The 14,922-nt window shown below is 68.9% G+C and carries 14 protein-coding genes; 1 reads left to right on the forward strand and 13 read right to left on the reverse strand.

Features of this window, described 5'->3' with window-relative positions:
• Positions 1 to 10 precede the first annotated feature (10 nt).
• Positions 11 to 1,582, forward strand: coding sequence for a PucR family transcriptional regulator (locus V9K99_RS27160; protein ID WP_337324004.1), 1,572 nt, complete (start codon positions 11 to 13; stop codon positions 1,580 to 1,582).
• Here V9K99_RS27160 and V9K99_RS27165 read toward each other — a convergent pair.
• From V9K99_RS27165 to V9K99_RS27225, 13 genes are all read right to left on the reverse strand, one after another.
• Positions 1,570 to 2,430, reverse strand: coding sequence for a polysaccharide deacetylase family protein (locus V9K99_RS27165; protein WP_337324003.1), 861 nt, complete (start codon positions 2,428 to 2,430; stop codon positions 1,570 to 1,572). The two genes, V9K99_RS27160 and V9K99_RS27165, sit on opposite strands and share 13 nt — an antisense overlap.
• Entirely contained in the window at positions 2,417 to 3,538 is a 1,122-nt protein-coding gene (locus tag V9K99_RS27170) for an NADH:flavin oxidoreductase (protein WP_337324002.1), read from the reverse strand. The genes V9K99_RS27165 and V9K99_RS27170 overlap by 14 nt, the downstream gene beginning before the upstream one ends.
• Positions 3,535 to 4,164: an urea carboxylase-associated family protein gene (locus V9K99_RS27175; protein ID WP_337324000.1), complete on the reverse strand. Its 630-nt coding sequence runs from the start codon at positions 4,162 to 4,164 to the stop codon at positions 3,535 to 3,537. The genes V9K99_RS27170 and V9K99_RS27175 overlap by 4 nt, the downstream gene beginning before the upstream one ends.
• Positions 4,088 to 5,158, reverse strand: a complete 1,071-nt coding sequence (locus V9K99_RS27180) for an asparaginase (RefSeq protein WP_337323999.1) — start codon at positions 5,156 to 5,158, stop codon at positions 4,088 to 4,090. Before V9K99_RS27180 ends, V9K99_RS27175 begins: the two co-directional genes overlap by 77 nt.
• Positions 5,134 to 6,465, reverse strand: coding sequence for a purine-cytosine permease family protein (locus V9K99_RS27185; protein WP_337323998.1), 1,332 nt, complete (start codon positions 6,463 to 6,465; stop codon positions 5,134 to 5,136). The genes V9K99_RS27180 and V9K99_RS27185 overlap by 25 nt, the downstream gene beginning before the upstream one ends.
• Before the next feature lie 123 nt (positions 6,466 to 6,588).
• Positions 6,589 to 7,860, reverse strand: coding sequence for a hypothetical protein (locus V9K99_RS27190; protein ID WP_337323997.1), 1,272 nt, complete (start codon positions 7,858 to 7,860; stop codon positions 6,589 to 6,591).
• 58 nt (positions 7,861 to 7,918) lie between these two features.
• Positions 7,919 to 8,245: an ArsR/SmtB family transcription factor gene (locus V9K99_RS27195; protein ID WP_337323996.1), complete on the reverse strand. Its 327-nt coding sequence runs from the start codon at positions 8,243 to 8,245 to the stop codon at positions 7,919 to 7,921.
• Complete coding sequence (gene feoB, locus V9K99_RS27200) at positions 8,242 to 10,176, reverse strand: ferrous iron transporter B (protein WP_337323995.1); 1,935 nt, start codon at positions 10,174 to 10,176, stop codon at positions 8,242 to 8,244. Before feoB ends, V9K99_RS27195 begins: the two co-directional genes overlap by 4 nt.
• Positions 10,173 to 10,403 carry a FeoA family protein gene (locus V9K99_RS27205; protein WP_337323994.1) on the reverse strand — a complete coding sequence of 77 codons (231 nt, stop codon included), beginning with the start codon at positions 10,401 to 10,403 and terminating at the stop codon, positions 10,173 to 10,175. Before V9K99_RS27205 ends, feoB begins: the two co-directional genes overlap by 4 nt.
• A 3-nt stretch (positions 10,404 to 10,406) precedes the next feature.
• The gene (gene groL, locus V9K99_RS27210; protein WP_337323993.1) at positions 10,407 to 12,056 is read right to left on the reverse strand and encodes a chaperonin GroEL; all 1,650 of its coding nucleotides are present in this window, start codon (positions 12,054 to 12,056) and stop codon (positions 10,407 to 10,409) included.
• Positions 12,057 to 12,075: 19 nt separating this feature from the next.
• Positions 12,076 to 13,101, reverse strand: a complete 1,026-nt coding sequence (locus V9K99_RS27215) for an NAD(P)-dependent alcohol dehydrogenase (protein WP_337323992.1) — start codon at positions 13,099 to 13,101, stop codon at positions 12,076 to 12,078.
• Positions 13,098 to 13,823, reverse strand: a complete 726-nt coding sequence (locus V9K99_RS27220; RefSeq protein ID WP_337323991.1) for an iron-sulfur cluster assembly protein — start codon at positions 13,821 to 13,823, stop codon at positions 13,098 to 13,100. Before V9K99_RS27220 ends, V9K99_RS27215 begins: the two co-directional genes overlap by 4 nt.
• Positions 13,820 to 14,851 carry an amidohydrolase family protein gene (locus tag V9K99_RS27225; RefSeq protein ID WP_337323990.1) on the reverse strand — a complete coding sequence of 344 codons (1,032 nt, stop codon included), beginning with the start codon at positions 14,849 to 14,851 and terminating at the stop codon, positions 13,820 to 13,822. Before V9K99_RS27225 ends, V9K99_RS27220 begins: the two co-directional genes overlap by 4 nt.
• Between the last annotated feature and the right edge of the window lie 71 nt (positions 14,852 to 14,922).

A 14,922-nucleotide genomic window follows, 5' to 3' on the forward strand; every position in this document is an offset into this window, starting at 1 on the left:
CTGCCTGAGCATGCTCACATTGCGTGCCTTGGTGGCCGACCCCGCCCTGGAGTTGCGGGTGCTGGAGGCTGGGCTGCCCGAGGCGTTGGATGCGCCTGCGTTGTGGGTGCACAACACCGAGCTGCCGGATCCGTCGCCGTACGTCCGGGAGGGTGAGATCGTCCTCACCAACGGGCTCTGGCTGGAGCAGACGACCCCGGCCGAGTTCGTCGCGAACGTCCGCCGCGCGGGTGCCGTCGGAGTGATCTTCGGACTGCGGGAGCAGACGCCGGCCACGCCACCCGACCTGATCGCAGCGTGCCGGGATGCCGGGATGCCGCTGGTGGAAATCTCGATCCGGGTGCCGTTCACCGCCGTCACCGAAGCAGCGGCCGCGATCTACACCGAGCAGCGCCAAGGGACCCTCGTCAGCCTGGTGCGGCGGGGCAACGCGCTGGCTGCCGCGATCTCCCACGGAGCCGGCGCCTCGGGTGTCTTGTCGGTACTGCGCCGCGAGCACGAGCTCCCCCTGGTGGTGGTCGACCGGATGGCTCGACAGCTCGCCGCCGCCGGTGCCAACCTCTCCGCGGACCAGCTCCGGCGCGCCGCGGACGGTCTGGGCCGCCGCCCCCCGCCGCTGGAGGTCGATCTCGGCGATGCGGGCCGGGCGACCATGTTCCTGGTCAGCGCCGTTGGTGACATCGACGCGGCCCTGCTCTGCCTCCGGCCGGTCACCGAGTTGTCCCGGGCCGAGCAGGACGCGCTCGAGCAGACGGCGCGTTTCCTGAGCCTGGAGGTCGCGAAACAGCAGGCTGTGCAGGCGATCGAGCAGCGGTACGCCAGTGAGCTGCTCGACATGATCCTGTCCGGCCCGCAGCGCGCGGCCGAGGTGCCGGACCGGCTGCGTGCGTTCGGGGTCGACCCGGATGGCGCGTTGGCGGTGTGCACGCTCGCGTTCGCCGACGGCGAGACACTGCCCGGGATGGCCGAGGCGGTCACCGACTTCTTCCTCGACAACGGCACCGCGGTCGTGGTGGCAGGCGGCAGCCAGGACGTCGTGGCCGTGCTGCCGTGGCGGCGCGCGGACAACGAGCTCCCCGAGTTGGCCGGGCGGCTGCGGGCCGCCGTACTCGCGAAGTTCCCCGGGCACCGGCCGGTGGTCGGCCTCGGCGAGCCGGCCCAGTCCGCTGCCGACCTGCGCCGTCCGCTCGTGCAGTCCCGCGAGGCCTGCCGGGTGCTCCGGCGCCGGCAGGGCTCGAACGGCGGGATGGATGTGGCCACGATCGGCCAGCTCGGCACGCACCGGCTGCTGCTCGGGCTGCACGACGCCGAGACCCTCGCCGGATTCGCCGACCAGGTGCTCGGCCCGCTGCGTGCGCACGACCAACGCCACAGTGGGGAACTGGAGCACACCGTGCGCGTGTTCCTCGACCACGACGCACAGTTCGGCGCCACCGCCGCGGCGCTCTACGTGCACGTGAACACCTTGCGCAACCGGCTCGCGAAAGTTGCCGAGCTCACCGGTCTGGACGTCGCCCGGACCGTCGATCGGGTCGACCTGTTCCTGGCCCTGGAGGCCGATTCGATGCGTCAGTCGGGGTAGACCGCGGGATCGACCTGCACGTCCGGTAGCAGAGCCTTGCGTACGTCGGCGTCCACCAAGGCCGCCTCGGCCACGTCCCGGCACCGTGCGAACGTCACGTCGCCGCAGCCCTGCGCGTACTCGATCAACTCGCGCAGAGCCTCGACCCGACCCGGGCGGCCGGACAGGAACGGGTGCATGCACAGGTTGAACAGGCACCGGTATCGCCGCATGCCGTCCAGCTCGGCCCGCCACAGCTCCAGGACCTTTCGTGGGGACTCGATCACCGATCCCACGTCCGGTTCGGGCAGGAAGGCGTACTGTTCCCAGTCGTCCAGCGACCAGTGCACCGGTAGCTCCACGATCGTGGCTTCGCCGAGGTCGAGCAGATAGGGCCGGTCGTCACCCATCAGCGACGAGTCGTAAAGCAGACCGTGCTCCGCCAGCAGGGCGTAGGTGTTCCGCCCGGCCTCCCACAGCGCGGCCCGATAGCCCTTGATCTCGACACCCTGCTTCTCGAACACGGCCAGTCCGCGCTCGAAGTCGGCTCGCTCCTGCGACGCGTCCAAGGAGACCGGTGCCCGGTGGCTGTAGGTGTGGTGGGCGATCTCGTGACCGTGCTCGACGATCGTCGCCACCAGCTCCGGCCGCCGCTCCGCCACCCACCCGGGAACGAAGAACGTGGCCGGCACCGCCAGCTCGTCGAGCAACTGAAGGATCCGCGGTACGCCGACATCCGGCCCGTAGCCCTGATGCGACATTGTCATCAGGTGGTCGGCGTACCTGCGCCCGCGCGCGAGGATCGGGGTCTCGGCGTCCACGTCGAACGTCAGTGTGGCCACCGCGGCCGCGCCGTCATGCCAGCTCATGACCTGCAGCCTGCCGCCACGCGCGCACATTGGCCAGCGTCACCATCGGCTCCAGCATGTCGCGATCGAACGCGGCGACGTCGGCGTCCTTCGCCCAGCGGCTCGGCAGGTCCGGGTTCGCGAGCGCGCCGCGGGCGATCGAGAGCAGGTCGGCGTGCCCGTCGGCCAGCACCTGCTCGGCCTGGCCGAGATCATGCATGCCGCCGTTCGCGATGACCGGCAGACCACTGATCCGCCGGGCCAGCCCGGTGATCGTCAGACCGCCGTCCAGCCGCGCGGTGTCCAGCCAGTTGCGGCCCTCGCTGGCGATGTGCAAGTAGTCCGCACCGGCGTCCGCGAGCGCTGCGAAGATCGCCTCGCCGTCCCGGGCGCCACCAGGCCACCGGTACTCGAAGTCGTTGACCTTCGTCTGCGACAGCCGGACCCCGACCAGGAACTCCTCCGGTACGGCGGCCTTGATCGCGGCGGTCACCTCGGCCGTCAGCCGGATCCGGTTCGCGACCGGGCCGCCGTAGGTGTCCGAGCGCTGATTGGTGTAGACGGTGATGAACTGGTCCAGCAGGTAGCCGTTCGCGGCATGGATCTCGACTCCGTCGAACCCGGCAGCCTGCGCGTTCCGCGCGGCGGCGGCGAACCCGTCGACCACTTCGTTGATCTCGGCAACGGTCAGCTCGCGTGGTGCGGTCCAGGGCCCGCTGCCGCCGTACTCGGGCATCATCTCGCCGAGCGGTGTGACCGCTGACGGACCGACCCGCTCGGTGCCGTAGGCGGATCCCTGCGAGATCGCGCCGGCATGCATCAACTGCGCCACGATCGGCCGGCCGGCCGCGTGCACCCGCGCGGTCACCGTGCGCCAGCCGTCCACGTGCTCGGCGGTCGCCAGCCCCGGCTGGTTGAAGTATCCCTGGCTGTGAGCGGTGTCCGGGTAGGTGCCTTCGGTGATGATCAGTCCGAACCCGCCGTCGGCGAACTCCGCGTAGTAGTCCGCCAGCTCGGTTCCCGGTACGCCGTCCGGCGCGGCCGACACTCGGGTCATCGGCGCGACGGCCATCCGGTTGGCCAGGTCGAGGCGGCCGAGTCGGGCCGGTTCCAGTGCGGGGTGGGTCATCGGTGGTCAGCTCCTAGGGTCTCGATGGCAAGAGCGGACGGTTCGCCGCCGTTGATGCCAGTCAGGTCTTGTGGGCAGGCCGAGACGACGACCACACAGTCGGTCGTCGCCTCGAAGGTGATCGAGTCGCCGGGGGCGGTCGGCGCCGGCAACCACTGCAGGGAGCCGTCGCGGGCGACCGGGACGTTCATGAAGACGTTCACCGGCTGGGGCACCGGTCCCCCGCAGACGAGGTCCAGGCCGGCCAGCGCGTCGGCCAGGTTCTGCGCGCAGGACGGATGCCCCGGTACGCCGAGCGCTTCGTACCGCTCGGGGTCACAGGCGGCGATCAGCAGATCGTGCCGGCCGGGCGAGTCGTCGGCGACCAGCCGGAGGATCGGCCGCCGCCGCGTGGTGACGAAGTCGTCGCCGACCGCCGGAAAGATCCGCTCGGTGTGCGCCCGGGTGTGCGACGCACTGAGGGGTTCGGTGAGGATCCGGCGCCCGTCGTACCCGAAGGCGAAGAGGTCGCCGACCTGGGCGCCGGCCAGGTCGACGATCCGGAACCGCTCACCGCGGCCCACTGTGATCGCCCGACCGGCGCGGGCCGGTACCACCACCCGTTTGCTGACAATCTCGGTCACCATGCGCTGAACTCAACCAGTTTGGCGGCGCCGATCCGATGGACAGAGGCACACCAACTCGGGACGACGGTAGAGAATCCTCCATCGGCCGTGAGACCAGGCTGGCACGGACGCGGTGGAGCGCCGCGGCTGGAGTCGGTTCGGCCGTCAGCGCCGCGGCGAGAAGGAGGCGGGCCTTCGCGGACCCGAGGTCACCGGCGAACACCGCCCCGGCCGCGGCCAGGTCGGCCCCTCCGCCGGCTCCGTAGACGGGGACAGCCGGCCCGGCGCCGCAGCGCGAGGTGACGAGCACCGGGATGCCGTCGCGGACGCACGCGGCGACAGTCCGAAGGACCGCTGGGGTCGGGTTCCCCGCGCCAAGTGCCGCCAGCACGATGCCGTGCGCCCCAGCCGCCACGCACGCGACGAGCTGTGTGTCGTCGGCGTCGAGGTGGAGTGAGACGACATCCACCCGGGCCAGCGAGCTGCCCAGTTCGTCGAGCCGGAAGCCTGGTGCCCGCACGGGCCGGCTCCACACCCTCGGCCCGGTGACGTCGACCGCTCCGATCGGGCCGCCGTCCGGCGAGGCGAACGCGTCCGCTGCGACCGTGTGTGCCTTCCGAACCGTCCGGGCCGGATGAATGCGCCCGGCCATCACGATCACCGCACCGAGACCGCGCGCACCCGGATCGCCGGCCACCCGGACCGCGTCGGCGAGATTGCGCGGACCATCGGAGTCCGCCTCGCCGGCGTGCCGTTGGGCGCCGGTGAGGACGACCGTCTCGTGCGCGCGGAGCAGCAGATCCAGCAGGAATGCCGTCTCCTCCATGGTGTCCGTGCCATGGGTGACGACGACACCGTCGACGCCGGGTGTGCGGATCTCCTCCAGTACGACGGCGGCCAGCTTCAACACCTCGGCCAGGGTGAGGTTGAAGCTGTGCGTGCGGAGCACCTCGACCACTTCCACGTCAGCTCCGAGTCCGGCGTACTCGATCAGCGCACGGCCCGAGAGGTCCACGCTGACCGCTTCACCCTCGTGGCCAGTGGGCCCTGCATCGCCGGCACGAGTCCGAACTGCCAGGACCAGGCGGCGACCAGCCCGAGACCGAGACTGACCAACCCGCGCGCGTTCACACCGCCGTACGGCGAATCGTCGTCGTACAGCGCGGACACGTCGATCCGGCCCTTGCGCAGTACGAAGAAGTCGACCAGGACGACGCTGGCCCACGGACTGATCCAGACCAGGATCGACACCATCCAGTGGTCGAACGCGTGCGCGAAACTGTCGGCCCGGACGAACACCATCAGCACCGCGCTCGCGATCAGACCGGCGACCAGGGTCACCTTCCAGCGGCTGACCCGCAAGCCGATCGAGAGCGCGGCGAGCGAGCAGGAGTACAGGTTCAGGATGTTCGTCGCGACCGGGCCGTGCATGATCAGCAGCAGCACCGGCAACGCCATGATGCCGAAGGCACCGATCACCAGCGCGGACGGGTCGCTGCCGGCACCGCCGCTGGCCAGGCAAGCGCCGAGCCCGGCGAGCCACACGGTCGGCACGTACATGCCGAGTGCGGTCGACCAGAACACCTTGCGATCAGGTACGTCGGTGCGGACGAAGCGGCTGTAGTCCGCCGAGTACGGGATCCACGAGATGCCCCAGCCCACCCCGATCGCCGTGAGCAGCTGGGTCGCGGCGGTGAGCTTGGCGCCCGGGCCGGATGCCGTCGCCGTGGTCCACTGCAGCTCGGTCTGACTCAGCGCCAGCACGGTCATCACCACCATCACGATCGCCGTGGCCGGCACCGTGTACTTCTCGAACGTGCGGATCGCGTAGAAGCCGTACAGCGCCAGCCCCAGCTGGATCACCATGATCGCCACCGCCACCGCGACCTTCAGTCCCGAGCCGCCGGTGATGCCGAGCTCGCCGAGCACCGCGAGGGCCAGATCGAGTACCACCCAGGTGTTGACCCCGACCCACGCCATCGTGAGCAGTCCTTGGACGATCCCCGGGATCACCGCACCCCGGCGCCCGAACGGTGCCCGGCCCAGCACCATCTGGTTCACCGCGGTCCGGTGCCCGATCACGTTGAACAACCCGAACGCCGCGCAGCCCACCAAGTTGCCGAGGGCAATGACTGCCAGGGTCTCGAGCAGGCTCAGGCCGAGGGTGATCCCGAGCGCTCCGAGCACCCAGTTGATCGGGGCCAGGTTCGCACCGGTCCAGATCCAGAACTGCTCCCACGGCGTCGAGTCCCGGCCGCCCGGCGGGATCGGCTGGATTCCGTGCGCGTCGAAGGGAACGGCATCGGTCTGCTGTACGGTCATCGCTACCTCCGCAGGGGTGAGTTGCCTCACCCAAGCAGCCGCCCCTCGCCCCGAGCAGTGGGCGAACCTCCAGCGATCAATGCTCCACCCTGGAGAACCTCACACCGGCGGGCGGCGACTGCCCTAGCGGGGAGCGGATTCGAGTGCGGGGTACGGCGAGTCCGCGAGACCCAGGTTGCGCCAGACGAAGCGCGGGATCCGGGCCAGGAAACCGCGCAGGAACAGCGAGCTGTGCGCGATCGTCGGCTGGTTGTGCGCGCCGACCGAGAACCAGGCCCAGTCGTCGACGAACTGGAACGTCGCCGGCGGGTTCGCCATCAGGTACTCCATCTGGCGCGGGTGGATCACGTCGTACGCGAACTTCTGGTCCCGCGCGCTGACCGCGAACTGGTCGTTGAACGCCTGACTCTCGAAGCTGATCCCGCGGCCGAATCCCCGCCGGCCGACCTGGAGCCACGGCATCCGGGCCGGCAACTGGAACCCGAGGATCGCCTCGCTGTGGTTCTCGGTCACGGTCCGGGTCTGGGTCCGGCCCTCGCTGTCGGTGTACGTCTCGGTCCGGGTGGTCTTCCAGTGGTGCGTGAACGCGACGAACGGCGGGCCGTCACCGTCACGGCCCCGGATCACCTCGCTGGTGCTGTGGTCATGTCCGGACTGAGTCACGGGCGTGCCGTGCAGCAGGCTGTCGTCGACGCCGATCCAATACCAGTCCGGGTGGCGGTAGAAGGTCATCCGCGGCGGCTGCTCGGGCTGGATCCACGGATCCAGCGGCGCGGCGTCGATCGCTGCGGCGACGGTGGCGAGTTGCTCCAGCCACGGGCCGAGTAGCTCGGGGTCCTTGCGTGGCGGATCGAGCACCACCACCTGGTCGGCGTCGACGCTCAGATTCACCCCGGGCTGACCTGCGGCCAACGCACTCAGCCGCTCACACACCTGCGGCGTCAACAGCGCCGCGGCAAACGCCGGGTCCAGAGCGCCGATCTGCCACCCCGGCCCGAGCTGCGGCGGCGACGGCACCACAGTCGCCGCCACGCCGAACCGCGGCTGCGTCTGGCCGCCGGTGATCCACAGCTCCGGCAGTCGGCGGGAGACCGTGACCATCCCGACCCAGCCCGACCAGTGTTCGGACTTGTACTCGATCACCTGGAACGGCCGGCCGAGGCTGGTGTGCCCGATGATCTGATCATCGGGCACACGGCGGAAGCCGATCCCGAACGGCGGATTGCCCAGCCGGGCCACGGCGTCGAACGTCGGGCTGTTCACGAACGTCCAGCCGCGATCCCGCAGCGACTTGATGTACTGCTGCCGCCGCACCAGCGCGACGATGCCCCAGACGATCCCGGCCGTAACCAGCAGTATGACGACCAGTACGACGGTCGGCACGCCTCCGTTCACGTCCACCTCCTGGGTTCGCGGCTGTCTCCACCAAGACACTATCCGCGCCAGGGGGCGGTCAGACCCTGAGCGGATCGGGAGCCAGCGAGCCGTCCGGGGCGATGTGGTCGAGGATCTGCTCGATCAGGGTCAGGACGTGCGGGTCGTCGACCGTGTAGATCTGGCGGCGGCCGTCGCGGCGGGCCGTGATGAGACCGGCGAGGCGCAGTTTGGCCAGGTGCTGGCTTGCGGTGGTGATGCTGACGCCGGCCCGGTCCGCCAGCGTGCCTACGTCGTACTCGCCGTCGATGGCCAGCCAGAGGAGGTGTAGCCGCACTGGCGCGACCAGCAGGGCGAAGGTTCGCCCCGCGGCGTCCAGCTGCCGTCTGGTCGGCTCGGTCATCATTGCAACACACCGGCCAGGCGAGCGGTGCAGAAGGTCACCAGGAACGCCAGTCCCAGCGGCAGCAACGTCGCGGTGGCGGTCCACTTGAGGCTCCTGGTCTCCTTCCAGATCGTCAGGATCGTCGTACTGCAGGGGTTGTGCAGCATGCTGAAGAGCATCAGGTTGACCGCTGTCAGCACCGTCCATCCGCCGGCTTGGACGAGGACTGCGCCGGCCTCGGCATCGCCGAGATCCAGCATCACGCCGTTCGATGCGCCGTACTCGAGCGGGCCCAGCGTCATCGTCAGCATCAGGATGGTCGGGATGATGATCTCGTTGGCGGGGATCGCGACGACGTACGCGAGCAGCACGATGCCGTTGAGACCGAGCGCGAGGCCCAAGGGATCGAGGCCGTGGGCGAGGTGCCCGGCGATGGTCGCGTCGCCGAGGGTGACGTTGCCGATCAGCCAGATCACCGCACCGGCCGGGGCGGCCATCACGATCGCGCGCCAGAGGACCTTGAGGGTGCGGTCGATGACGCTGGTGTAGATCGTCCGCAGGATCTGCGGCGGCCGGTACGGCGGAAGCTCCAGCGAGTACACCGATGTCTTTCCCCGCAGGACGGTCTTCGACAAAGCCCACGAGACGACCAGAGTGGTGACGATCCCGAGTACGGCGACCAGTACGACGCTGCCGGCTGCGACGAGGCCCGCGGCGGCCGGGGGAACGAGGGTGCCGATGAACACCGTGCCCATCAGGATCAGCGTCGGCCACCGTCCGTTGCAGATGCTGAAGTTGTTCGTGACGATCGCGATCATGCGCTCGCGCGGGCTGTCGATGATCCTGGTCGCGGTCACCCCGGCCGCGTTGCAGCCGTAGCCCATCATCATCGACAGCGATTGCTTGCCATGGGCACCGGCCGCGGCGAACAGTCGATCCAGGTTGAACGCCACCCTCGGCAGGTATCCGAAATCCTCCAGCAAGGTGAACAGCGGGAAGAAGATCGCCATCGGCGGCAGCATCACCGCGATCACCCAGGCCGTGCCCAGATAGATGCCATCCGCAACGAGCCCGGTCACCCACCACGGTGCGCCACCGAGCAGATCGCGGACCAGTGCATGCCCGTCCTGCACCAGCAGCCGGTACAGCAGGTCGGACGGTACGGCGGCGCCGGTGATGGTGAACCAGAAGACTCCGAAGAACAACAGCCCCATCACCGCGAATCCCAGCACCCGATGCGTCAGCGCACGATCGAGCAACCGGTCGAAGGTCAACCGCGGCCGCCCGTCGACCGTGAGCCGGGCGATCCGGCCGGCCTCGGCGAACAACAACGCCGCGACGGCATCGTCCTCCGACAGACCGTCCAGCCGGAGCCGGTGCCCTCGAGGCGCGACACTCCCCCGCGCCACCAGGTCGATCGACTCCCGCAGTTCCGCGATCCCACGTCCACGCCGCGCCGCCATCGCGGTCACCGGTACGCCGAGCTCTCGCGCGAGGTGGCGGGTATCGACGTTGATCCCGTGTCGCTCGGCCTCGTCGATCAGGTTGAGCGCAACCACCACCCGGGTGGTGACCTGGAGGATCTGGAGAACCAGAGTGAGGTTGCGTTCCAGCCGGGTCGCGTCGACCACCACGACGGTCACATCAGGTGCGCCGTGCTCGAGGTAGTCACGGGCGACGTCTTCCTCACCGATGGCCGACCGCAACGAGTACACACCGGGGAGGTCGACCACCTTGTACTTGTGGTCCTGGTACGAGTACAGGCCCTCGGCGCGCGTGACCGTCGTACCCGGCCAGTTGCCGGACCGCTGCCGCAGCCCGGTGAGGGAATTGAACACCGTGCTCTTGCCGGTGTTCGGGTTACCGGCGACCGCGACGACAAAGTCGTGGCCGCCGGCAACCACCTCCAGCCGGCCCGGATTCAGCGCACAGCTCCCACAGTCGTGACTCATGCCGTCACCAGTTCGACATGAATGCCGCGGGCCTGGGAGGCGCGCAGGACGATCAGACTGTCGCAGACCAGGTACGCCGTGGGATCGCCCAGTGGACTGGTCAGGTCGGCCAGGACCTGGCTGCCGGGTAGCAACCCGAGGCCCATCAGCCGACGTCGTTCGGCACCGTGGCTGTCGAGCGCGGTGATGACTGCGCCGGCGCCGCGTCGGAGCTGGTCGAGTGTCATGGCTCAGTAGATGTTGGAGGGACGGACCATGCCCTCGGCCAGGTCGCCGAAGCCGGGAGCCATGATCGCGCCGGGGTGGCCGATGACCTCCTCGACGACGGCGGTCTCGGTGGTGATCAGCAGCGCCGCGATCGACGCCGCGCTCTCCAGCGCCGCACGGGTGACCTTGAGCGGGTCGATGACACCCTCGTCCGACATGTCCGCGTAGTGCCCGGTCAGGGCGTTGAACCCGTGCCCCAGCGGGAGACTCGCGACCCGTGCGACGACCTCGTCACCGTCGTAGCCGGCGTTGATCGCGATCCACCGCAGCGGCTCGGAGAGCGCCCGCCGGACCACCTCCCGGCCGACGGCGTCGTCACCGGTCAGCTCGACCCGCGATACCGCCTCCTGTGCCTGGACGAGCGCCGTACCTCCACCGGCCACGACCCCTTCCTCGAGGGCGGCCCGGGTGGCGGCCAGCGAGTCCTCGACCCGCAGCATCCGCTCCTTGAGCTCCACACTCGTCGCGCCACCGACCCGGATCACGGCCACCCGCCCGGACAGTCGAGCCATCCGGAGCTGCAGGTTGTCCTGGTCGGCGTCGATCCTCGCCCGCTCGAACTGCGTCTCCAACTGCGCCAGCCGGGCCTCGACCAGCCGCGGATCGCCATGACCGCCGACGATCGTCGTACCGTTCTCGGTGATCGTGATCCGGTCACACGATCCGAGGTGGTCGAGCGCGACCTCGGCCAGCTCGAGGCCGGTGTCGTTCGCGATCACGTGGCCGCCGAGGGCGACGGCGAGGTCCTCCAGCTCGGCGAGCCGGCGGTGACCGAAGCCGGGCGCCCGGACCACGACCGACCGCATGGTGTTGTGCATGTTGCCGCCGACCAGCAGCTGCAGCGCCGGGCCGTCAACGTCCTCGGCGAGCACGACCAGCGGCCGGTCCGAGCGCTTGGCCACCTCGACGGTCGGCATGATGTCCTGGACCTGGGTGATCTTCTTGTTGGTGAGCAGGATGACCGGCTTCTCGTAGACGGCCTCCATCCGCTCCCGATCCGTGACCATGTACATCGAGATGTATCCGTGGTCGAACTCGATCCCGTCCACCACCTCGACCGACAGGCCGATCGTGTCGGATTCCTCGGTCGTGACGATGCCGTTGCGGCCGACCCGTTCGACCGCCTCCGCGATCACGTCGCCGATCACCTCGTCGTCGCTCGCCGCCAGCGTCGCGATATGCCGCAGGTCCTGCTTGCCGCCGACCTCGGCCGCCCAGGAACGCAGGGTTTCCACAACGACCGGTACGGTCTGCTCGATCCCACGCCGTACCCGCATCGGGTTGGCGCCGGCGTCGACCGCCCGCAGGCCCTCCCGGACCATCGCCTGGGCGAGCACCGTGGCCGTCGTGGTCCCGTCGCCGACCACGCCGTTGGTCTTCATCGCGACTTCCTTGACCAACTGGGCGCCCATGTTGGCGAACGGCTCGCGCAGCTGGATCTCTCGCGCGATCGTGACCCCGTCGTTGGTGATGGTCGGCGGGCCGGTCAGCTTCTCCAGTACGGCGTTGCGCCCTTTCGGACCCAGGGTCACCTTGATCGCGTCGGCCAGGGCGTTCACCCCGGACTCGAGCAACCGTCGCGCTTCCTCGTTGAATCGCAGTTCCTTGGCCATGATCAGACCGCCTTTCGGGTCACGGGATGAGAATCGCCCGGCCGCGGACTCTGCCCGCGTCGAGGTCGTCGATCGCCTGCTGGAAGTCAGCGAGCGGGTATTTGGTGGTGTGCAGGGTGACCTTGCCCTGCGCGGCGAGCACCATCAGCTCCTGCAGGTCGTTGTAGGAACCGACGAGGTTGCCGATGAAGTTGATCTCGGTCGAGATGATGTCGATCGTCGGTACGTCGATGTTCTCGCCGTACCCGACGACGTAGTAGTTGCCGGCCCGGCGCAGCATCGCCACGCCCTCGGCGGTGGCCCCGCCCTCGCCGACGAAGTCGATGACGGCCTCCGCGCCGGTGCCGCCGGTCAGCTCCAGCACCTGGTCCACTTGGGTGCCATCGGCAACGATGCCGTGGTCGGCGCCGATCTCCACGGCGAGCTGGACCGCGGCCGGGTTGCGGTCGACCACGACGAGGGTCGCGGCCGAGATCGCCTTCAGCACCTGGATGCCGATGTGGCCGAGACCGCCGGCTCCGATGATCACGCAGACATCGCCGGGCCGGGTGGCGCGCGCTGCTTTCGCGGCCGCGTGGTAGGCCGTCAGGCCGGCGTCGGCCAGCGCCGCGACGTCGGCGGGTTCGAGGTTGTCGTCGATCCGGACCACGCTGCGGGCGGTGGTTCGCAGGTATTCGGCGTACCCGCCGTTCGTGTCGATGCCCGGGAACTGGCTGTTCTCGCAGTGCACGTCGTCACCGAAGCGGCAGGCACGGCACAGACCGCAGGTGATCAGCGGGTGCAGGATGACCTTGTCTCCGACCTTCACGTTCGTGACCGCGTCGCCGACGACGTGCACCCAACCGGCGTTCTCGTGGCCGATCGTGTACGGCAGCGCGACGCCGGTCTTCTCCGCCCACTGCCCCTCGAGAATGTGGAGATCGGTCCGGCAGACGCCCGCGCCACCGATCCGGACGATCACATCGAGCGGGCCTTGAACAACAGGCTCTGGTACGTCGGTGAGCTGCAGCTTCGTGTGGTAGCCGACCACCTGGACCGCTCTCATGGTGTGCTCCTCAGATTCGTGACTCGGATGGACATGTCGTCGGCGTCGGCGTACCTGGTGGCCAAGAGTCCGCGGCAGAAGTGGGCGTTGCCCTCGATCGAGATGCGGACGGCCTTGGCGAACCGCAGCCGCAGCGGGACGGCCTCCGGTGCGAGCGGGCCGCCGTTCTCGTCGACGACGACCGGCTCGCCGGGGTCGACGCTCAGACCGATGGCGGAGCGACGGCGCAGCAGCGCTTGCTTGGCCGGGCCTTCCGGTAGGTCCGCGAGGGTCAGCAGGTGCAGATCCGTCAGGTCCCGATCTCGTAGCACTTGAGCGGCACAGCGTTCCATCGCCGCGGTGTGTGCTTTGCGGAAGAAGATCGAGCGCAGTTCCTCCAGGCTGGTCTCCGCCTCGACGCCGAACGTGCCGACGTACCCGGCATCCGCGGCCAGCCCGGCGTTGATCTTCTCCGAGTCGTGGTGATCATCGAGCTGGACCACGATCCGTCCGAGACCCTCCACTCGCCGCAACGCGTCCTGAGCGTCCGACGCCATCAGGTAGGCGAAGTTGGGCGAGCAGAACGACGTCGGCAGCCTGAGGTGAACGGTCACTCCGGTGTTGTCCAGACGGATCGACCGGACGAATCCCAGCTCGGTGATCGGCTCGTCCAGCTCGGGATCCATGACCGTCGCCAGGGCAGTCAGGACCTCGTCCACCAACGAGGTTGCGACGGCGGTCATGAGCGTGCGCCGGCGGCCACCTCAACGGAGGTGTCGCCGGCTTCGGTCGGGAGACGCAGGTCGGCCGGTACGTTGAGGTTGTACATCGCTGCCGCGTTGAGACCGAGGATCTTCTTCTTCTGCGCGGTCGTGATCGGCGCGTACTCGGTCATGTCCGCGGGAATCTGGAAGTCGACGAACTGCTCGATCAGCCACTTCGGCGTCCAGAGCGCGTAGTCGCTGGCGAAGAAGATCTTGTCCTCGCCGATCCAGTAGAGCAGCTCGCCGATGATCTGGGCGAAGTACCGCGGCCGGGTGTGGATGAACGGCATCGCGACCGCGAGACCGCCGTACACGTTGGACTCCTGGGTGGCGATCCAGCAGAAGTCCTCGAGCCGCGGCAGGCCGACGTGCTCGACGATGAAGTTCAGGTCGAGGTAGTCGGTCGCGACCTTGTCGATGTCCGCGACGTCGAACGCGTCCCGGTCCAGCGGGCGGATCGTCGGGCCCTTGTGCACGTGGATGTTGGTGATGCCGAGCTTCAGGCACTCCTCCAGGTACCGGCGCGACCACGGGTCGTCGAGCTTGTAACCGCGCGAGTCACCGTGCCACTCGGCGGTGTAGAGCTTCACGCCCTTGAGCTGCATCCGGTCGGCGTCCCGGCGGAGTTGTTCCAGGCCGGCCTCGCCGTACCGCGGATCGTAGGCGTGGTTGTAGGTCAGCTTGTCCGGGTGCTCGCTGGCCAGGCCGAACGCCTCCTCGGTCTGGCCGAACCCGTTCTTGTAGAAGTCGCTGAGCAGTGTGGCCTGGAAGATCGCGTGGTCGACGTACCCCTCCTCGAAGAGGTCCTTCATCAGCCGCTGGCCGCCGTAGTACGTGTAGGTGTCGTAGTCCCAGACGACCTCTTCCGGGCTGAGGTTCTTGTGGTAGTCGTAGAAGCAGTCGATGAACTGCTTGCCGTGCACGTTCTTCAGGTTCGACTCGCGGCCGTCCCAGATGTGCACGTGTGCGTCGACCACGTAGTACTTCTCACCGTTCTTCTCGTACATGACGTCCTCGCTTTGTCTTCAGGCTGATCGGGATGAGCCCCGGTCCGGGAGCCGCCGTGCCACCGGACCGG

The sequence above is a fragment of the Kribbella sp. CCNWLW201 genome, assembly GCF_037203805.1.
In the GTDB taxonomy this organism is placed as follows: Bacteria; Actinomycetota; Actinomycetes; order Propionibacteriales; family Kribbellaceae; genus Kribbella.